This window comes from Bradyrhizobium lablabi, from assembly GCF_018131005.1.
GTDB lineage: Bacteria > Pseudomonadota > Alphaproteobacteria > Rhizobiales > Xanthobacteraceae > Bradyrhizobium > Bradyrhizobium lablabi_D.
In genome coordinates this window covers 136,764-154,966 of record NZ_JAFCJK010000006.1, presented here as the reverse complement: position 1 = coordinate 154,966, position 18,203 = coordinate 136,764, and the positions used below count along the sequence as shown (strand labels likewise).

Annotated in this window: 20 protein-coding genes; 9 read left to right on the top strand and 11 right to left on the bottom strand. The window is 62.8% G+C overall.

Translation table 11 applies throughout. From position 1 onward, the window contains the following. Positions 1-227 precede the first annotated feature (227 nt). Positions 228-1,904, top strand: a complete 1,677-nt coding sequence (locus JQ553_RS19455; RefSeq protein WP_212501620.1) for a methyl-accepting chemotaxis protein — start codon at positions 228-230, stop codon at positions 1,902-1,904. A gap of 24 nt (positions 1,905-1,928) precedes the next feature. On the opposite strand, the gene JQ553_RS19450 is transcribed toward JQ553_RS19455, so the two are convergent. From JQ553_RS19450 to JQ553_RS19440, 3 genes are all read right to left on the bottom strand, one after another. Then, complete coding sequence (locus JQ553_RS19450) at positions 1,929-2,183, bottom strand: hypothetical protein (protein WP_212501619.1); 255 nt, start codon at positions 2,181-2,183, stop codon at positions 1,929-1,931. Between the two features lie 139 nt (positions 2,184-2,322). Next, complete coding sequence (locus tag JQ553_RS19445; protein WP_212501618.1) at positions 2,323-2,535, bottom strand: hypothetical protein; 213 nt, start codon at positions 2,533-2,535, stop codon at positions 2,323-2,325. A 387-nt stretch (positions 2,536-2,922) separates the two neighbouring features. Next, positions 2,923-3,243: a hypothetical protein gene (locus JQ553_RS19440; RefSeq protein ID WP_212501617.1), complete on the bottom strand. Its 321-nt coding sequence runs from the start codon at positions 3,241-3,243 to the stop codon at positions 2,923-2,925. A gap of 124 nt (positions 3,244-3,367) precedes the next feature. Here JQ553_RS19440 and JQ553_RS19435 point away from each other — a divergent pair, with 124 nt between their 5' ends. From JQ553_RS19435 to JQ553_RS19420, 4 genes are all read left to right on the top strand, one after another. Continuing rightward, positions 3,368-3,766 carry a metallopeptidase family protein gene (locus tag JQ553_RS19435; protein ID WP_212501616.1) on the top strand — a complete coding sequence of 133 codons (399 nt, stop codon included), beginning with the start codon at positions 3,368-3,370 and terminating at the stop codon, positions 3,764-3,766. Between the two features lie 181 nt (positions 3,767-3,947). Beyond that, a complete protein-coding gene (gene leuD, locus JQ553_RS19430) occupies positions 3,948-4,550 on the top strand; it encodes a 3-isopropylmalate dehydratase small subunit (RefSeq protein ID WP_212501615.1) in 603 nt (200 codons plus the stop codon). Between the two features lie 92 nt (positions 4,551-4,642). Beyond that, complete coding sequence (locus JQ553_RS19425) at positions 4,643-5,434, top strand: hypothetical protein (protein WP_212501614.1); 792 nt, start codon at positions 4,643-4,645, stop codon at positions 5,432-5,434. A gap of 75 nt (positions 5,435-5,509) precedes the next feature. After that, on the top strand, positions 5,510-5,923 hold the full coding sequence (locus JQ553_RS19420; protein ID WP_212501613.1) for a helix-turn-helix transcriptional regulator: 414 nt from the start codon (positions 5,510-5,512) through the stop codon (positions 5,921-5,923). A 32-nt stretch (positions 5,924-5,955) separates the two neighbouring features. Here JQ553_RS19420 and JQ553_RS19415 read toward each other — a convergent pair whose 3' ends face one another. Further along, positions 5,956-6,837, bottom strand: coding sequence for a CoA ester lyase (locus JQ553_RS19415; RefSeq protein WP_212501612.1), 882 nt, complete (start codon positions 6,835-6,837; stop codon positions 5,956-5,958). Between the two features lie 138 nt (positions 6,838-6,975). Here JQ553_RS19415 and JQ553_RS19410 point away from each other — a divergent pair, with 138 nt between their 5' ends. Next, positions 6,976-7,632, top strand: coding sequence for a carbonic anhydrase (locus JQ553_RS19410; protein ID WP_212501611.1), 657 nt, complete (start codon positions 6,976-6,978; stop codon positions 7,630-7,632). 30 nt (positions 7,633-7,662) lie between these two features. On the opposite strand, the gene JQ553_RS19405 is transcribed toward JQ553_RS19410, so the two are convergent. Together JQ553_RS19405 and JQ553_RS19400 are read right to left on the bottom strand one after the other, a co-directional pair. Further along, positions 7,663-8,217: a TIGR00645 family protein gene (locus tag JQ553_RS19405; protein WP_212501610.1), complete on the bottom strand. Its 555-nt coding sequence runs from the start codon at positions 8,215-8,217 to the stop codon at positions 7,663-7,665. Positions 8,218-8,257: 40 nt separating this feature from the next. Further along, positions 8,258-9,292 carry an aspartate-semialdehyde dehydrogenase gene (locus JQ553_RS19400; RefSeq protein WP_212501609.1) on the bottom strand — a complete coding sequence of 345 codons (1,035 nt, stop codon included), beginning with the start codon at positions 9,290-9,292 and terminating at the stop codon, positions 8,258-8,260. 694 nt (positions 9,293-9,986) lie between these two features. On the opposite strand from JQ553_RS19400, the gene JQ553_RS19395 reads away from it, so the two are divergent. After that, positions 9,987-10,406 (top strand): hypothetical protein, encoded by a 420-nt coding sequence (locus JQ553_RS19395; RefSeq protein WP_212501608.1) that lies wholly within the window; start codon positions 9,987-9,989, stop codon positions 10,404-10,406. Positions 10,407-10,520: 114 nt separating this feature from the next. Here the strand turns inward: JQ553_RS19395 and leuB are convergent, their stop codons facing one another. Beyond that, positions 10,521-11,633, bottom strand: a complete 1,113-nt coding sequence (gene leuB / locus JQ553_RS19390) for a 3-isopropylmalate dehydrogenase (RefSeq protein ID WP_212501965.1) — start codon at positions 11,631-11,633, stop codon at positions 10,521-10,523. A gap of 273 nt (positions 11,634-11,906) precedes the next feature. Here leuB and JQ553_RS19385 point away from each other — a divergent pair, with 273 nt between their 5' ends. Continuing rightward, on the top strand, positions 11,907-13,100 hold the full coding sequence (locus JQ553_RS19385) for a YbfB/YjiJ family MFS transporter (protein ID WP_212501607.1): 1,194 nt from the start codon (positions 11,907-11,909) through the stop codon (positions 13,098-13,100). Positions 13,101-13,165: 65 nt separating this feature from the next. Here the strand turns inward: JQ553_RS19385 and JQ553_RS19380 are convergent, their stop codons facing one another. The 4 genes from JQ553_RS19380 to JQ553_RS19365 form a co-directional block, all read right to left on the bottom strand. Further along, positions 13,166-13,951, bottom strand: a complete 786-nt coding sequence (locus JQ553_RS19380) for a molybdopterin-dependent oxidoreductase (RefSeq protein WP_212501606.1) — start codon at positions 13,949-13,951, stop codon at positions 13,166-13,168. A gap of 12 nt (positions 13,952-13,963) precedes the next feature. Continuing rightward, positions 13,964-14,614: a cytochrome b/b6 domain-containing protein gene (locus JQ553_RS19375; RefSeq protein ID WP_212501605.1), complete on the bottom strand. Its 651-nt coding sequence runs from the start codon at positions 14,612-14,614 to the stop codon at positions 13,964-13,966. 176 nt (positions 14,615-14,790) lie between these two features. Continuing rightward, positions 14,791-15,345 (bottom strand): fasciclin domain-containing protein, encoded by a 555-nt coding sequence (locus tag JQ553_RS19370; protein ID WP_212501604.1) that lies wholly within the window; start codon positions 15,343-15,345, stop codon positions 14,791-14,793. Positions 15,346-15,643: 298 nt separating this feature from the next. Then, entirely contained in the window at positions 15,644-16,405 is a 762-nt protein-coding gene (locus JQ553_RS19365) for an SDR family oxidoreductase (RefSeq protein WP_212501603.1), read from the bottom strand. Between the two features lie 250 nt (positions 16,406-16,655). On the opposite strand from JQ553_RS19365, the gene JQ553_RS19360 reads away from it, so the two are divergent. Next, on the top strand, positions 16,656-18,185 hold the full coding sequence (locus JQ553_RS19360; protein WP_212501602.1) for a malonyl-CoA synthase: 1,530 nt from the start codon (positions 16,656-16,658) through the stop codon (positions 18,183-18,185). The last annotated feature ends 18 nt before the right edge of the window (positions 18,186-18,203 follow it).

Genomic DNA, 18,203 nt, shown 5'->3' with positions numbered 1-18,203 from the left:
CGTGATCGCGGCCAGCTCCAACATGAACGCTTTGCTAAGGGTTGCTGCCTAGAGTCAACCGACAATCACGCAGAAATTCAGGACTGCTTCAGACCTCGTGGTGAAGCATTTCTCCGGGCCTGAGTCGCGATGCTGCGTCCGCACAGGTTGCCTGCTGGCCAAGCGACGGAGCCGGTCACAACGCGAACCCCATGGTAATCCTCACAATGGCTGTCGGATTTCGGAACTTGCCCATTCTCGCCAAGATCGCGGTGCCGGCGGGGATTGTCGCCCTGGTCGCGATCGCAATCGTTGTCCAGGCATCGCTCGCGTTGAGCCGTCTGTCCGCGACGGCCTCGGACCTCGTGGACGGCAACGCCCGTCGTGTCCAGTACAGCCTCGAAGCCGAGAGCTATTTCAACAGCGCGGCGGTCAGCGAAAAGAATGTCATTCTCAGCGGTTCCGATGCCAAGGCAATCGCCTCCAATATCGAGAACTACGACAAGGCGACCGATGCGACGCTTGCGGCGGTGGACCGCCTGGCAGCCGTCACCACCGATGCCGGACAGCTTCACCTCATCGATACGCTACGTAACGCGGTGAAGGACCGCCGCGTGGCCAGCGCGAAAGTGTTCGAGTTGGTGACAGCGGGCAAGTTCGAGGACGCCTTCGCCTATTCGCGCAATGTCGCGGCCAAGTACCGTCAGATCGCGATAGCAGCGGCCTCCAACCTGATTGCCGCCAATGTAATGGGCATGCAGACCGCGCGCGACCAGGGCGTCGCGACCGCAAACAAGACCCGCCTGGTGCTGCTGTTTGGCGCCGCCGCCGGCCTGCTTTGCGCTTTCAATATCCTGGCCTGGATCGCATTCAGCCAGATCGCACGACCGCTGTCGCGCATGACGCAGGAGATGGCCAAACTCGCCGAGGGTAATCTCGACATCGCCATCGTCGGCGACGATCGCACTGACGAAGTCGGCGGCCTCGCCAAGTCGCTGCTTGTATTCAAGGAGAACGCGATCACCGCGCGTCGTCTCGAAGCCGAGCAGCGCGAGGGGCAATCGCGCAAGGAGGCGCGCCAGCATGTCATCGAGAAGCACATCGCGATCTTCGACAGCCAGGTTACCGAGGCCTTGAACGCCCTGACCGCAGCGTCGACCGAGATGCACGCCACCGCGGGCAGCATGTCGGCAATCGCCGAGGAAACCAGCCGGCAGGCGACCTGCGTCGCGAGCGCCTCCAACGAGGCGTCGGCAAACGTTCAGACGGTCGCGGTCGCGACCGAGGAACTGCACGCCTCGATCAGCGAGATTACCCGCCAGGTGACGCAGGCGGCTGAGACCGCGAAGGCCGCCGTAGACGAGACCGGCCGCACCAACACCAAGGTGGAACACCTCGCCGGGGCGGCGCAGCGGATCGGCGAAGTGGTGTCGTTGATCCAGAACATCGCGTCGCAGACCAACCTGCTGGCATTGAACGCAACGATCGAGGCGGCCCGCGCCGGTGAGTCCGGCAGGGGTTTTGCGGTCGTCGCCAACGAGGTGAAGGCGCTTGCCACCCAGACCGCCAAGGCGACCGAGGAAATCTCCTCGCAGATCGCGGCAATCCAGCAGGAGACCGGCGATGCCGTTACTGCGATCAGGACGATCGGCGGCACCATCGGACGAATGAGCGAAATTGCCGCGGCGATCTCCGCCGCCGTCGAGCAGCAGAGCGCCGCGACCCGCGATATCTCCAAGAACATCCAGGAGGTCTCGCGCGGCACCAGCGAGGTGTCGGCCAATGTCGGCAGCGTCAACGAAGCTGCCACCGAAACCGGATCGGCGGCAATGCAGGTACTGACCGCGGCCGACGATCTCAGCCACCAGTCGACCAAGCTGCGCACCGACGTCAACACGTTCCTGGAGAAAATCCGCGCCGCCTGATCGCGGCGCGCGGAAACGCGCACTTCACCAGAACGGGCCGAACCCGAAGCCGAAGGTGAAGGGCGCCGGCGAAGCATAGGGATACGGTCGGTAGTAGGTGGGACGCGCGTAATAATAGGGCTCTTCGTAGCGGCGATAGTGATACGCCGCACTTATCTTGTGTGCATGCCTTTGCTGCATGGCCGCCTGCGGCCTTGCTGGCGTCGCTGAGCACGCCGGCGCTGGCATTGCCGACGCAATCGCCGATGCAACAGCAGCAACACCGATCCATCTCGTCATGATCAACTCCCGCAGGTGACAACAGGAGGATAGCATCTATCCCGATCCGCCGGTGTCATAACTCAAAACGACAACAGGCCCGCTTGCTCGCGGGCCTGCCATATCGCGTTTGCCTTGATAGGCGCAATGTCTATCCGCGTCAGTAGCGGTGATGGTGATGGTGGTGATGATGCCGGCCGCGAGGCCATCCGCGATGATCCTGCCAGTGAACTTGCGTGGTCATCGATTTGTCCTGAACCGTCGCGGTCGCGCCTGGCGTCGCTAGCGAGAGCGCCAGCGCCCGCTCGGCTGGTGCAGTCATCGCCAGCATCGCACCGACGGCAGCAAGCCCAAGAACCTTCGTCACCTTCATCTGTAGTCTCCTTGATTCCCCTTGATGTCACGTCTTGCAACGAGGGCTCGAATCGAGGCCGTTGCCGCGACGCAGATCGCAAGCAGAATGCGGTCGACGTGAATGGGGAGTGAACCACTGCGCCACGATGATGAATGCCGCAGGCGCAACGAAGTTCCGGCTTAGCGCGAGATTTCACTTCGGCGCGCCCGATGCGTCGACGACCGTCGAATGTCACGACATGTCTTGTTGCAGGCGATCGTTGTAACGCGATCGAACGTCTGCGACGGCCTGACGCGCACAGCGCCTTCCGCCATGGCGCGGTTCACAATGCCGTGCGCTGATGGCGCTCCTTGGTCAGGCAACGTCTGAAATTGTCGTCGCGTCGGGATCGATCGGTGCGATGCGCTAGCCCGGCCGCCAGTAGCAGTTCAGACGCGGGGTGATGACGGTGCCGCTCGGCCGGTATTCCTGCACATAGGTCGCCGTGCAGTCACGCACCGCGTTGGGACCGGGGTCGTAGCGCGGAATGACGTCCGGGTCCCAATGATCAGTCCGGTAGATCGGAACGCGCCGCGGCCGCCGGCGCTGACTGGACGCGTCGGCGCTCGGCGCGGGTGACGTCGCCTGTGCCATGCGCACGCCTGCTTGCGCCGGCTGCGCCTCCGCGCTTGGCAGCGAGAAAACGACCGATCCCGCCATCAGCGCCACTGCCATGATCCGTTTCATTGCCTGCACCCGAATCCCGCCAATCACGATGCAATCGCATCATGATCGGCCGCACGGTCACCCATTGCGCCGCCAAGGTCAACTACGCTGGCATGTCCGGCCGAACTCGCGCAAAATGCGTGTCATGTGGACCACAGCCAAAGCCCCCTCGCTCGCCGAGATGGAGGCCATGGCGCACGATATTTTCGGGCGCCTGCCTAAGACGTTCCGGGCTCTCTGCGAGGGCCTGATCATCCGTGTCGACGACTTCCCGACCGACGAAGTGATCGATGACATGCAGGCGCAAAGCGAATTCGACCTGCTCGGCCTGTTCCACGGCATCGGCCTGCCACAGCAGAGCCAGGACGATGTCGCCCGACTCCCCAACCTGATCTGGCTCTATCGGCGGCCGATCCTCGACTATTGGGCCGAGCACGACGAGACCCTCGGCCATGTCGTCCGCCACGTGCTGATCCACGAGATCGGCCACCATTTCGGGTTGTCGGACGCGGATATGGGGGAGATCGAGGCCGCCACGGACTAAGGCGCTATCCAGCGCAGCGAGGACCGGTTCGCCGGGGTAAAGCGCGAAGACGTCAGTCCGGACCCTGTTTCGGTTCAATCAGGTCCGAAACAGGCAGCATTGCGGAATTTGGACTTTTGCCGGGGCGGCATTCGCGATAAAGCTGCCAACCCTATCCCTCACTCGACCGGGAAGTGCATCGATGGACAAGTTCACCACGCTGGAAGGCGTCGCGGCGCCGTTGAAGATCATCAATGTCGACACCGACATGATCATTCCGAAGCAGTACCTCAAGACCATCAAGCGCACCGGCCTTGGCAGGGGGCTTTTCTCCGAGCAACGCTACAAGGATGACGGCAGCGAAAACCCTGACTTCGTCCTCAACCAGCCCGCTTATCGCAACGCCAGGGTGTTGGTCGCCGGCGACAATTTCGGCTGCGGCTCGAGCCGCGAGCATGCACCCTGGGCGCTGCTCGACTTCGGCATCCGCTGCGTGATCTCGACCTCGTTCGGCGACATCTTCTATAACAACTGCTTCAAGAACGGCATCCTGCCGATCCGTGTCAGCCACGAGGACCTCGACAAGCTGTTCGATGACGCCGAGCGAGGCGCCAACGCGACGCTCACCATCGACCTTCCCAACCAGGAGATCCGCGGTCCCGACGGCGGCAAGGTGAAGTTCGAGGTCGATCCGTTCCGCAAGCATTGCCTGATCAACGGCCTCGACGACATCGGGCTCACGATGGAGAAGAAGGACTCGATCGATACCTATGAGTCCAAGCTCAAGGAACGCGCCTGGGCTTGATAGAGGCTTTTCATCGAGCCCCGGTGCCTGTCGCGCCGGGGCATTTTCTTTGCCGATTCGTCTCCGCTGCAAACCGCTCATAGCTGACGCGCATGTTGCCCGACATCGTTACGTTCTGGCATGGGCCGATGGACGCGTTGCGCCAGACCTGCCTGCGCTCGCAGCTGTCCGCTGGACATAAGGTCACGGTCTACAGTTTTGATCCAATTCCCGGCCTGCCCGACGGCGTCGGCAACGCCGAGGCCGAAGCCGTGCTGCCGCATTCCTTCTCAGAGAAGCTGCGTCCGCCGCAGCCCGACGGCTCATGGCGCGACTGGACCATCCTGCAGTTCAGCGACTTCTTCCGCATGAAGCTGATGGCACGGCGCGCCGGCCTCTGGCTCGACGCCGACGTGCTGCTGTTGAAGCCCGTCGAGATCAATCCGGCAAAACCCTATTTTGCCTGGGAGCGCCCACGACAGCTTGGCAACTCGGTGCTGTATTTGCCGCCAGACGATCCGATCGTGCGCGCGTTCCAGGAACTGATGCGGCAGGACGAGCTCACGCCGAACTGGCTCGCCTTGCGCCATCGCCTGACCTTCGCGCTGCGCCGGCTGCGCGGCGGCTCGAACCGTCTGTCCGACATCCGCGTCGCGATCTACGGCCCGGCCGCCCTCACCGTGCTCGCGCGCCGCGAAGGCGAATTGCAGTACGCGCTGCCGAAGCAGTCGTTTTATGCCGTGCACGCCCATCCGAAATTGTTCTTCGAGCCTTCGGATTTTTCCAAGTATCTGAACGACCCTGAGATCGTCGGGCTGCACATCTCGCCGAAGGGACGCGGCAAGGAGCGGCCGATTCCGGGCAGCCTCTATGCGTGGGCGACGGAGCGATTTGGAAAGTCTTGACGATTTGATCTGGCGCAAGGACGGATTGCGCGGATGCTTTCATATGGGACAGGCTCTCACGATCGGAGGTGTCCCATGTCGGCCAAAGCCAGGACGTACCCCGTCGTCGCCTATTGGCTCAATGTGTTCGGCGAATGGTTGAAGCATCGGCGCGAACTCGGCGAACTGCGCCGGTTGGACGATGCGAGCTTGAACCAGATCGCAGGCGACCTGCGGATCAGCCCCGGCGCCCTCAACCAATTGGTGCGCCAGGGTCCCCACAGCGCCGATGAGCTGCCAAGACTGCTCAAGGCGCTCGGGATCGATGGGGAAAAGCTGGCGCGTACCGAACCACTCGTGCTGCGCGACATGGAGCGGGTCTGCTCCTTGTGCAGCCACAAGCGCCGGTGCGACCATGACCTGGCTGACGGGACCTCCCCTGCGCGCTATCCTCAATACTGCCCCAACGCGCCGACGATCGAAGGTCTCGGCGAACCGACCGGGCGCTAACCAGGGTTGGGCAGCTTGCGAGGTAACGTGGCCTAAGGCTGCTTCGTCGCGGCGATCGCATCTGCGATCGCGATCGTCCGGCGCGCCATGTCGGCATGCAGGCGTTCCACCATGCGGCCGTCGAGCTGGATTGCACCGCGCGATGCATTCTCCGGCCTCTCGAACGCCGAGATAATCTTTCGCGCCTCTGCAACCTCGGCCTCCGGCGGGGTGAAGATCGCGTTGCAGGCGTCGATATGGCTCGGATGGATGAGCGTCTTGCCGTCAAAGCCAAGATCGCGGCCCTGTGCGCATTCCTCGGCGAAGCCGTCGATGTTGCCGATGTCGCTGTAGGGGCCGTCAAGGATCTCCAGCCCGTGCGCGCGCGTCGCCAGGATGCAATGCGTGATCATCGGGATCATCGCCGCGCGGCCCGGCTTCATCCGGATCCGCGTCTCGCGCGCAATGTCGTTGGGGCCGAATACGAAACCGGCGAGCCGCGTTTCGGAGTCCCTCGAAGCCGCCGCGAGTCGGTCCGCGTCGAGTACCGCGCGTGCGGTTTCGATCATGGCCCAGACCCGGATCGAGGTAGGAGCATTGATGTCGCTCAGGCGATCGCCAACCGCGTTGAGATCGTCGACCGTGGAGATTTTGGGAACCAGGATGCCGTCGGGCTGGGCCTTGCCGGCCATGCCGATGTCATCAACCCACCATGACGTGTCGAGTGCGTTGATGCGGATCAGCACCTCGCGCTTGCCAAAGCCCTTCGCGGCGACCGCCGCCGCAATCTGGTCGCGCGCCATTGCCTTGGCATCGGGCGCAACGGAATCCTCGAGATCCAGGATGATTCCGTCGGCAGGCAGCGCGCGGGCCTTCTCCAGTGCTCGTGCGTTGGACCCTGGCATGAACAACAGGCTGCGGCGCGGACGGGTCATGGGGCCTCCTTGAGCGTGGTACGGCATGGCTATTGTTTGGGCACCGCCCCGGTGCCCTTTCAGGCCCAAGCCCCTATCATTTCACTCCGTGCTTCGAAAGCCTTGTTCCGGTCACCGGCATATGGTTAGGCAGAACTCATGGACACCTTTCCGAAGCAATTGATCGAAGGCTACCGGACGTTCACGACCCTGCGCCTGCCGACGGAACAGTCACGCTACCGCGAGCTGTCGGAGCGCGGCCAGTCTCCGGAAACGATGGTGATCGGCTGCTGCGACTCCCGGGTATCGCCCGAAGTGATCTTCGACGCCGGGCCCGGGCAATTGTTCGTCGTCCGCAACGTCGCCAATCTGGTTCCGGTCTATCAACCGGACAGCGGAACCCACGGCGTCTCGGCCGCGCTGGAATATGCCGTCAACGTACTGCGGGTGAAGCACATCGTGGTGCTGGGGCATGCCCAGTGCGGCGGCATCCGCGCCTTCGTCGACAAGATCAAGCCGCTGTCGCCGGGCGATTTCATCGGCAAATGGATGCAGATGTTCATCAAGCCGGGTGAGGTGGTCGAGCAGCGCGACCATGAGAGCATGCAGGACTTCGTCGTCCGCGTCGAAAAGGCCGCAGTGTTCCGCTCGCTCGAGAACCTGATGACATTCCCGTTCGTGCGCGAGCGCGTGCACGAGGGCGAACTGCAGTTGCACGGCGCGTATTTCGGCGTCGCGGAAGGTTCGCTGTTCGTACTCGACAAGGTCGCGAAGGAATTCCTCAGTGTCCGCGAGATGTTGACGAATAACGCGTAGCCCTTTCCATTCGCTACCCGCTATCGGCTATCACTCTCCGCCGTGGTCGCCGCCGCTCCAGCGATCGGAGATTGCGAGCATGAAGGCCGAAACCACGAACACCAGGTGCACGCCGACCAGCCAGGCAAGCTTGCTCGGATCGAAAACGGTGTCGAGCGACATGAACGCCTTGAGCACCTGGATCGCCGAGATCGCGACGATCGAGGCCAGCAGTTTTTGCTTGAGCCCTCCGAATTGGATCTTGGTCATCCAGTCCGGCCAGTCCGGATGGCCGCCGGGATCGATCTTGGAGACGAAGTTCTCGTAGCCCGAGAACACCACGATCAGGATCAAATTTCCGGTCAGCGACACGTCGATCAGGGAGAGTACGCCGAGGATGATGTCGGCTTCCTTGGCGTGCGGCGCATGCAGGATGAACTCCCACAGCATCTCGACGAACTTGTAGAGCAGCACCGCGAGGCTGACGACGAGACCGAAATAGAACGGCGCCATCAGCCAGCGGCTGTTGAAGATCAAGCTCTCAAGGCCGACTTCGACACGCTTCAGCGTCGGGTTGGGTCGATAGGTTGCCGGCTCGTCCGTCATCGCATCGACCACTTCCTGACGTCTTGAACTGCGCTCCGCCTTACGCCGCCTTCTTCTTCGCGCTGATCAGCTTGCGATTGATCAGGACCTCCGCGATCTGGACGGCGTTGAGGGCCGCGCCCTTGCGCAGATTGTCCGACACGCACCAGAAGGCAAGCCCGTTTTCCACCGTCGCGTCCTCGCGGATGCGGCTGATATAGGTCGCGTCCTCGCCCGCCGCCTCATACGGCGTCACGTAGCCGCCCGGCTCCTGCTTGTCGATCACCAGGCAGCCCGGCGCGTTGCGCAGGATGTCGCGCGCCTCATCCGGCGTGATCGGGTTCTCGAATTCGATGTTGACCGCCTCGGAGTGGCCGACAAAGACCGGCACGCGCACGCAGGTCGCGGTGAGCTTGATCTTGGGATCAAGCATCTTCTTGGTCTCCGCCATCATCTTCCACTCTTCCTTCGTGTAGCCGTCTTCCATGAAGACGTCGATGTGGGGGATGACGTTGAACGCGATGCGCTTGGGGAATTTCTTGTTGACCAGTTCGTCGTTGGTGTAGACCGCCTTGGTCTGCGAGAACAACTCGTCCATCGCATCCTTGCCGGCGCCCGACACCGATTGATATGTCGCGACCACGACGCGCTTGATGGTCGCCTTGTCGTGCAGCGGCTTCAACGCCACCACGAGCTGCGCGGTCGAGCAGTTCGGATTGGCGATGATGTTCTTCTTGGCGAAGCCCGCAGCGGCGTTTGCGTTCACTTCGGGGACGATCAGCGGCACGTCCGGGTCCATGCGCCAGGCCGAGGAATTGTCGATCACGACCGCACCGGCGGCGCCGATCTTGGGCGACCATTCCTTCGATACCGAGCCGCCCGCCGACATCAGGCAGATGTCGACGTCGGCGAAATCGTAGTGCTCGAGCGCCTTGACCTTCAGGGTGCGGTCGCCATAGGACACCTCGACGCCGACGCTGCGGCGCGAGGCCAGCGCGACAACCTCGTCGGCGGGGAATTTGCGCTCGTCGAGAATGTTGAGCATTTCGCGCCCGACATTGCCGGTCGCTCCCACCACTGCGACTTTATAACCCATCGTTCACTCTCCGAACAAAAACCCCCGTTGCCGCGCCGCGGGCGGAAAGGGAGGAGGCAGCGCTTCTATGCGAGAAACGCCGTCAACACAACGTTGGCGTCATCCTCAAGCGTTTGGATGCGTCTGTTTCGGCCGATCCCGGCCCCTCTCCATGATACGAGATTTCCGGCGCCGTCTTGTCGGGGCCGTTCGCCTACGCCACAGCGCTCGCGCTGCTCGGTATTCTTGCGGTTGATCCGCACGGAAAAACAGAGGCTTACGGGATATTCTGGCAGCTGCAGGGTCGCCGCAAGGATGTCTCCTGCCGGACCAACAGGCCTCGCGGCGCGGATGGCTCTGGACGGCGGCATCGGCCGCGCGAGCGGCTGGACCGGCCGACGCTGCTCCCCGTCGGCAACGGCCGAACTGTTCGCCCGCCGCGGTGAAAGGCACCGAGTCCCAGCGATGGTCCGCCGGCGCTGTCGTCCGACCTGGTCATGAGCAGTGAAAACCTTCGGCCGCGCAGCGCGCTGTGATCACAGCGTCATGGCAAGACACTGGTTTTCAAGAAACTTTTTCGCTATGCCCAACGTTATTGTGTAGTGGTGTGGCGCAATTGACCTAGCGATGGCCTGCTTTCGGCGGCTAGAATGGGTTCCAGGCTATATGGCAATGCGAGCGCCCCCCGCTTGAGGGCCGCAAGGACGAGGATGCGATGACAGTGAAACTCCCTGCCGCGAACAAGCTCGTGGTGTTGCTTGCCGCGGCCGCCGTCGTCGCAACAGCATCCGGCATAACCTCGGCCAGCGCGCAGACCAAGCGCAAGCAAGCGCAACGTCCGCAAGTGCAACAAGTGCAATATGACCGGGATGGCCGCGTCTATTACGGCACGCAGGGGCCGAACCGCGTCTACCAGCAGGGACCGCGTACGCGCGTCTACGTCACCACGCGCTCGTGGCTTGATGCCGGGACCGAGGTGCTGCCGGGCGACCGCAAGTTCCAAGACTACGCCTTCCCGGCTCCGGTCGGCTATCCGACGTTCGCGCGCGAGAACAACAACCGGCCGATCGACCGTCAGCCGCTCAGCACGCCAGCGGATGTTGGCGGCTCGCCGACCAAGTTCCCGCTGTATTGAGATTTTCAGCGATCAACTGACGCGAAAATGGCCGGGCTCGTCCCGGCCATTTTTTTGGTGCTTTCATTCCGCGCTGATGCTTGGCGCATCACCTCGGAATGACGGCGAGACCCCTTATGCGTGCAGCTTCTGCAATTCCTTCAGGATCGCCTGGCCCATTTGCCGTGTGCTGGTCGCGGTCGCGCCTTCCGACTTGATGTCGGCGGTGCGGAGTCCGCCGGCGAGCACCGCGGCGATTGCCGCATCGACCCTGTCGGCGAGATCGCCCATGTCGAAGGAATAGCGCAGCGCCATGCCGAACGACGAGATCATCGCGATCGGGTTGGCGAGTCCCTTGCCGGCAATGTCGGGCGCCGAGCCATGCACCGGCTCGAACAGCGAGCGGCGCTTTCTGGTCTTGGCATCGATCTCGCCCAGCGAGGCCGACGGCAGCATGCCGAGCGAGCCGGTCAGCATCGCCGCGATGTCGGACAGCATGTCGCCGAACAGATTGTCCGTCACGATGACGTCGAACTGCTTCGGCGCCTTCACCAGGTTCATGCCGCCGGAATCGGCCAGTTGATGCTCCAGCGTGACATCCTTGTACTCGCGCGCGTGAACCTGGGTCATGACCTCGTTCCAGAGCACGCCCGACTTCATGACGTTGCGCTTTTCCATCGACGTCACCTTGTTGCGGCGCTTGCGTGCGAGGTCGAAGGCGACGCGGCCGATGCGCTCGATCTCGTAGGTGTCGTAGACCTGGGTGTCGATCGCCCGCTTCTGGCCGTTGCCGAGATCGGTAATGGTCTTCGGCTCGCCGAAATAGACGCCGCCGGTGAGCTCGCGCACGATCATGATGTCGAGGCCCTCGACCGCTTCGCGCTTCAGGCTGGAGGCATCGGCCAGCGCCGGATAGCACACCGCCGGACGCAGATTGGCGAACAGGCCGAGATCCTTGCGCAGCCGCAACAAGCCGGCTTCCGGGCGCACCTCGTACGGCACGCTGTCCCATTTGGGACCGCCGACCGCGCCGAAGATGATGGCGTCGGCCGCCGTGGCCTTGGCCATGTCGCCTTCCGAGATCGACACCTTGTGCGCGTCATAAGCCGCGCCGCCGACCAGCCCCTGCTCGGTCTCGAATTTCGCGATTCCCTGCGCGTTCAGCCAGTCGATCAGGCTCTGCACCTCGGCCATCACTTCGGGGCCGATGCCGTCGCCGGGGAGAAGCAGCAGTTTATGGGTCGCCATGGTCGTCACCTCGTCCAATCCGTCATGCTCGGCCTTGTGCCGTGCCTCCATGCCTCACGTTCGATGGAGGCTGCGTGGGCGGCCGGACAAGCCCGGCCATGACGGCCAATTTCGTTGCGGGCGGAGTGCTAAAACGCTGCGGGCGGATTGGCAAGGCGCCGCGGTCAGAACCCGGAATGCCCTCGTTCACGCTCTTGTTCTTGCAGCCTTGCCGCCAGACCGCTGTCCAGGACGGCGGCGGCCTGTCACAATGCGGGACTGCCGGAGTCCCCCGTGAGAGCCCCCTCGCCTGACGCGCATCCCGCGCGGCTGATCCTTATCTTGTCACTGGCGCCGACCGTCGGCCTCGGCATCGGCCGCTTTGCCTATGCACTGGTGCTGCCCGACATGCGCGACTCGCTCGCCTGGTCCTACTCGGCGGCCGGTTTCATGAACACGATCAACGCCGCCGGCTATCTTGTCGGCGCCCTGTTCGCCTCTCGGGTGATCCAGCGTTTTGGGCTCGCGACGTCGGTGCGCTGGTCGACGCTGGCCTGCGTCGCTTCGCTGGCGCTTTCCGCCGTCTCGGGCAATTTTGTCGTGTTGAGCTTCGCCCGCCTGCTGATCGGCCTTGCCGCAGCGGTCGGCTTCGTCGGCGGCGGGGCGCTTGCGGCAACCATCGCGCAGTCATGGCCCGAGCGCGCAAATTTCCTGCTCAGCCTGTTCTATGCCGGGCCGGGGGTCGGCATCCTGGCATCGGGCCTGGTCGCACCGTTCGTGCTGCAGGGCTTTGGCGCAGGCTCGTGGTGGATCGTGTGGTGGGCAATGACACTGCTATCGGTGATCATGACCGTGCCGCTTTGGTTTGCGCCGTTCCATGCCGACGCCGCCGCGGCTGGCGTCATCAGGACGAAGTTCGCGGTGATGCCGGTGCTGATCTACCTCACCGGCTATTTTCTGTTCGGTGCCGGCTACATCGCCTACATGACCTTCATGATTGCCTATATCCGGGATGGCGGCGGCGGTGCCGCGGCGCAGAGCGCGTTCTGGAGCCTGATCGGCATCAGCGCCTTCGCAACCCCCTGGGTCTGGCGGCGCGTGCTGGAGCTCGACCGCGGCGGGCTTGCCACCACGATTATCCTCGGCGTCAACGCGCTCGGCGCGAGCCTGCCGATCTTCGGGCACTCTCCGCTCCTGCTCGCGATCTCGGCGCTGGTGTTTGGCGTCGCCTTCTTCGCGGTGGTCGGCTCGACCACTGCCTTCGTGCGCTTCAATTACCCGCCCGCATCCTGGCCGACCGCGATCGCCGCGATGACAATCGCCTTCGGCATCGGCCAGACCCTGGGGCCGATCGTGGTCGGCGCCATCACCGATGCGGTCGGCAGCCTGTCATTCGCGCTGAACATCTCGGCCGCGATGCTCGCGCTTGGCGCGGCGCTGTCGGCGTTTCAGAGGAAGGTGGGGCCGAAAGCCGCGAATGGCGAGTAGCGGATTGTGAGTCGCGAGCACGATCGGCTGTCCTACTCGCTACACCCCATTCGCTATTCGCTTCCTCAGCTCCCGCTGAACGAATTATACCCCTGGTCTTCCCAGTACCCGCCTTTGTAGTCGTTGGTGACTTCCATCGAGATCACGTATTTCGGGTTCTTGAAGCCGAGCTTGGTCGGCACCCGGATCTTCATCGGGTAGCCGTAGGCGCGCGGCAGGATCTCGTCGGCAAATTTGAATGTCATCTGGGTTTGCGGATGCAGCGCGGTGCGCATGTCCAGCGGCGAATTGTAGCCGTCCCTGTCGGCGCACTGGAACCAGACATAGTTGGCTCGGGTATCGGCACCGATGAGCTTGAGGAAATCGCGCAGCGGCGTGCCGGTCCAGCTTCCGATCGCGCTCCAGCCCTCGACACAGATGTGGCGCGTGACCTGTTTGACCTGCGGCAACTGATAGAGTTCGTCCAGCGTCCAGGACTTTTTGTTCTCGACCAGCCCACGCACTTCGAGTTTCCAATCCTTGCCGTCGATCTCGGGCGCGTCGTCGACGTCGTAATAGCCGTTGAACGGGAATGGCTTGGTGATCATGCTCTCGGGGAAGGTCGGCGCCAGCGCGTCGGGATTGAACATCCAGGCCTGTACCGCGTCGTTGAACTTCGAGACCTTCTTGAGCATCTCCTCCGCAGACGAACTGTCGACCACGTCGCAGCCGGTCAGGAGCGTCAGCGCACCGAGGCTCGCGCCCGTCGTGATGAAGCGCCGCCGCGTGAGATCAGGCATCACTTTGGTAGCATCCCGCACCAGCAGCTTCTTGTCGACGCCGGGGATCAGGAGCTTGCGAATGCGACTCATAACAACCTCCTCCTAGCGCCCAATGATCATGGCGCGCAGGCTTTTCGGCACCAGCAGCGCGAGCGCGACATGGATCACCAGGAAAGCGACGATCAGCGCCATGCAAATGAAGTGAACATAACGGGCGATGTCGTAGCCGCCGAACAGCGCGGTCAGCCATTGCAGCTGCACGGGCTTCCAGATCGACAGACCCGATAGCACGATCACCACGCCGACGATGATGATGCCGGCGTAGAGCAGCTTCTGCACGTAATTGTACCTGCTGAGATCGTCATGCGACAGCTTGAAGGTCAGCGCCGCCTTGGTATCCGAGATCACGCCGCCAGGAGAAATCGGCAAAAGTTTTCTGCGGAAACGGCCGGTGACAAACCCGAGAATGAGATAGATCAGGCCGTTGACCATCAACAACCACATCGCCGCGAAGTGCCATAGCAGCGCGCCACCGAGCCAGCCGCCCAGTGTGATGCTACGCGAGAAGGTGAAATTAAACAGCGGCGAGGCGTTGTAGATCTGCCAGCCCGACATGATCATCACGATCATGGCGGCTGCATTGATCCAGTGCAACAGGCGCACCCAGGCCGGCTGGATTACCTTTGCCGGGACTTTGGTGTCGGCACGGTCATTGGTGTCCGCACGGTCGTCGCTGACGGCAAGGCTCGACATAGGATTTCTCTCATCTAGGTCGTTAGTGACATATACGCGGGGAACTGCGGAAGCGTTACTGCATGGCACGCTATCAGTCGATTGCATTACCGTTGCGGTCACAAAAATGCGAGCCGGGCAGCCCCCGGCTCGCTGTTTTGCACGTCCTGTCGGGGACTAAACAGGGAGGTGCGGTGTTACGTCGCCGGCATCAGCACGGTATCGATCACATGGATGACGCCGTTGGATTGGTTGACGTTCGAGATCGTCACCATGGAGGCGCCGCCCTTGGCATCGACGATCCAGACCTTGCCGTCCTGCTTCTTCACGGTAAGTTCCTCGCCTTCGACCGTCCTCAGTTTCTTGCCGTCGGCAAGGTCGGATGCCTCCAGCTTGCCGGGCACCACATGGTAGGTGAGGATCTTGGTCAGCGTCGCCTTGTTCTCGGGCTTCACGAGACTGTCGACGGTTCCGGCCGGCAGCTTGCCGAACGCGGTGTTGGTCGGCGCGAACACCGTGAACGGCCCCTTGCTTTCCAGCGTGTTGACCAGACCCGCGGCCTTCACCGCGGCAACCAGGGTGGTGTGATCCTTCGAATTGACGGCGTTCTGAATGATGTTCTTGGACGGGAACATCGCGGCGCCGCCGACCATCACGGTCTTCTCTGCGGCGCGGGCAGGCGCGGCAATCGTGGCGGTGACGGCAAGCGCGCTGAGCGCAGCGGCGGCGAGATAGGCAATACGCTTCGACATGGTTTCATCTCCCGATGAGTGAGTTGACGGGCGGAACTTCGCCTGTCGTGAAGGGGCAACAACGGCGCGGATTTGCGGGTGGTGCGTCGTCGTTGGCCGAACTACGGGAGGTCTTCCGGGCGGTTTCGCCGGATAATTTATCGTGATGCGCGAAACTATTTTTGGAATTGGCCGTGCGTGCCTGCGAAAGCAGAGACCCGATGACCACCGATATGGGTTTTGAAGCAAGCTCGGCCCAAGCCCCGGCAACGACGAGCGGCCCCTGCTTTCGCAGGGACCGCCGTTTGAGGGCCTTCAACTAATCGCGGCTCGCCGGTGTCTGGATGAAGCCGCGGTTGTGCGTCGGGCTGATCAGGATCTCGTTGATGCAGACCCGCGACGGCATGCTGGCGACGAAAGCGATGGTGCGACCGCAATCCTCGGGCTGCAGCATCTTGGCCTGCTCCTCCGCGCTTGGCACCACCGGCCGCAGCTTCAGGATCGGCGTTGCGACCTCGCCTGGCGACAGGCAGCAGGCGCGCAAGCCATTGACGCATTCATCCATGTTGAAGGAATGGGTCAGCGCCAGCACCGCATGCTTGGTCGTGGTGTAGGCCGGTCCCGGCATTTTCGACACATGACGTCCGGCCCAGGAGGCCACATTGATGATGCAGCCATCCTTCTGCTTGCGCATGGTCGGCAGCACCGCGCGAATGCAATAGAGCACTCCGTTGAGATTGACCTCGACGAGCTTGTCCCAGCCCTCCAGTTCCATGTCGGCCCAGCTTCGCTTCGGCACGTTGATGCCGGCGCTGTTGACCAGAAGGTCGATCCGGCCGTGCCCGGCGACGATCCCATCGGCGGCCTTGCCGACATCGACCTTGTTGCTAACGTCGAGCGCCCTCGCTTCCGCCTTGCCGCCCTTCTTCGTGATGTTGGCCACCACGCGATCGAGTTCTTCCTTGCGGCGGCCGGAGACCACCACCGTCCAGCCGTCCGCCGCCAGAAATTCCGCCCCGGACTCGCCAATTCCGCTGCCCCCGCCGGTCACCCAGGCCACGCGTTTCCCGTGATTTGTCATGCAAACTGTCTCCGTTGCTTTCCGAAGGGCGTTTTTGCTAATCCAGAGCTGGTGCCCTTCCGAAGTTCGTGCTCCGCCGCGGCAGACACCGACACGAACTTCGGAAGCTTACGGGGCGCCAGCAAGCTCAATCATTCTAGTGCCGCTTATCGATTTGAAGTTCCTACTAGGACTCGCGGCGCCCGGTCTAGGAACTTCAAATCGGCGGCACTAGTGTTTCCCGGCTTTTCCGCCCCTTAGGGGATGTTGCATGAACACGACTGCCAACGCCAACCTGTTTTCCCGCCTGTTCGACGCCCTCGACGACCCTTCGCGGCTTGCGATCGAGCAGCCCGACGGCAGCCGCATTACCTATGGCGACCTGATCGCGCGTGCCGGACAGATAGCGAATGTGCTGGTCGAGCGCGGCGTCAAGCCGGGCGACCGCGTCGCGGCGCAGACGGAGAAATCGGTCGAGGGCCTGGTGCTCTATCTTGCGACCGTGCGCGCGGGCGCCGTCTATCTGCCGCTCAACACCGCCTACACGCTCAATGAGCTCGACTACTTCATCACCGACGCAGAGCCGTCGCTGGTGGTCTGCGATCCCTCAAAGCTGGAAGGCATCAAGGCGATCGCCGCCAAGGTGAACGCAAAGGTCGCAACACTCGACGCCAGCGGCAGGGGCTCTTTGACGGAAGCAGCCGGCAAGGCGAGCAAGGAGTTCGCGACGGTTCCGCGCGGCAATGACGACCTCGCCGCGATCCTCTACACATCAGGCACCACCGGCCGCTCCAAGGGCGCGATGCTCTCCCATGACAATCTCGCGTCGAACTCGCTCTCGCTCGTCGGATACTGGCGCTTCACCGACAGGGACGTGCTGATCCACGCGCTGCCGATCTACCATACCCATGGCCTGTTCGTGGCGAGCAACGTCACGCTGTTCGCGCGCGCCTCGATGATCTTCCTGCCGAAATTCGATCCGGATCTGATCCTGAAGCTGATGGCGCGGGCAACCGTGATGATGGGCGTGCCGACCTTCTACACGCGCCTCTTGCAGAATCCCGGGCTGAACAAGGAAGCGACGAAGCATATGCGACTGTTCATATCGGGCTCGGCGCCGCTACTCGCCGACACCCATCGCGAATGGTCGGCGCGTACCGGCCACGCCGTGCTCGAGCGCTACGGCATGACCGAAACCAACATGAACACCTCCAATCCATACGACGGCGAACGGGTGCCCGGCGCGGTCGGCTTTCCCCTGCCCGGCGTCTCAGTGCGCGTCACCGACCCTGAAACCGGCAAGCAGCTTGCGCCCGAGACGATCGGCATGATCGAGGTGAAGGGCCCCAACGTGTTCAAGGGCTATTGGCGGATGCCTGAAAAGACAAAAGCCGAATTCCGCGGTGACGGCTTCTTCGTCACCGGCGATCTCGGCAAGATCGACAGCAAGGGCTACGTCCACATCCTCGGCCGCGGCAAGGACCTTGTGATCTCGGGCGGCTTCAACGTCTACCCGAAAGAGATCGAAAGCGAGATCGACGCCATGCCGGGCGTGATCGAATCCGCCGTGATCGGTGTGCCGCATGCCGATTTCGGCGAGGGCGTCACTGCCGTGCTGGTCTGCAACAAGGGCGCTGAGGTCAGCGAGGCTTCGGTGCTGAAGGCGCTCGACGGGCGGCTCGCGAAATTCAAGATGCCCAAGCGTGTCTTCGTTGTCGATGAACTGCCGCGCAACGCCATGGGCAAGGTTCAGAAGAACATCTTGCGGGATACGTATAGGGATACTTACACGAAGGGGTAGCAAGCGCGTAGCCGTCCG

Coding starts and splice junctions, on each gene's coding strand:
- JQ553_RS19450 (WP_212501619.1), bottom strand. CDS start 2,183: ATGACGAGATGGATCGGTGTTGCTGCTGTTGCATCGGCGATTGCGTCG.
- JQ553_RS19445 (WP_212501618.1), bottom strand. CDS start 2,535: ATGAAGGTGACGAAGGTTCTTGGGCTTGCTGCCGTCGGTGCGATGCTG.
- JQ553_RS19440 (WP_212501617.1), bottom strand. CDS start 3,243: ATGAAACGGATCATGGCAGTGGCGCTGATGGCGGGATCGGTCGTTTTC.
- JQ553_RS19435 (WP_212501616.1), top strand. CDS start 3,368: ATGTGGACCACAGCCAAAGCCCCCTCGCTCGCCGAGATGGAGGCCATG.
- leuD (WP_212501615.1), top strand. CDS start 3,948: ATGGACAAGTTCACCACGCTGGAAGGCGTCGCGGCGCCGTTGAAGATC.
- JQ553_RS19425 (WP_212501614.1), top strand. CDS start 4,643: ATGTTGCCCGACATCGTTACGTTCTGGCATGGGCCGATGGACGCGTTG.
- JQ553_RS19420 (WP_212501613.1), top strand. CDS start 5,510: ATGTCGGCCAAAGCCAGGACGTACCCCGTCGTCGCCTATTGGCTCAAT.
- JQ553_RS19415 (WP_212501612.1), bottom strand. CDS start 6,837: ATGACCCGTCCGCGCCGCAGCCTGTTGTTCATGCCAGGGTCCAACGCA.
- JQ553_RS19410 (WP_212501611.1), top strand. CDS start 6,976: ATGGACACCTTTCCGAAGCAATTGATCGAAGGCTACCGGACGTTCACG.
- JQ553_RS19405 (WP_212501610.1), bottom strand. CDS start 8,217: ATGACGGACGAGCCGGCAACCTATCGACCCAACCCGACGCTGAAGCGT.
- JQ553_RS19400 (WP_212501609.1), bottom strand. CDS start 9,292: ATGGGTTATAAAGTCGCAGTGGTGGGAGCGACCGGCAATGTCGGGCGC.
- JQ553_RS19395 (WP_212501608.1), top strand. CDS start 9,987: ATGACAGTGAAACTCCCTGCCGCGAACAAGCTCGTGGTGTTGCTTGCC.
- leuB (WP_212501965.1), bottom strand. CDS start 11,633: ATGGCGACCCATAAACTGCTGCTTCTCCCCGGCGACGGCATCGGCCCC.
- JQ553_RS19380 (WP_212501606.1), bottom strand. CDS start 13,951: ATGAGTCGCATTCGCAAGCTCCTGATCCCCGGCGTCGACAAGAAGCTG.
- JQ553_RS19375 (WP_212501605.1), bottom strand. CDS start 14,614: ATGTCGAGCCTTGCCGTCAGCGACGACCGTGCGGACACCAATGACCGT.
- JQ553_RS19370 (WP_212501604.1), bottom strand. CDS start 15,345: ATGTCGAAGCGTATTGCCTATCTCGCCGCCGCTGCGCTCAGCGCGCTT.
- JQ553_RS19365 (WP_212501603.1), bottom strand. CDS start 16,405: ATGACAAATCACGGGAAACGCGTGGCCTGGGTGACCGGCGGGGGCAGC.
- JQ553_RS19360 (WP_212501602.1), top strand. CDS start 16,656: ATGAACACGACTGCCAACGCCAACCTGTTTTCCCGCCTGTTCGACGCC.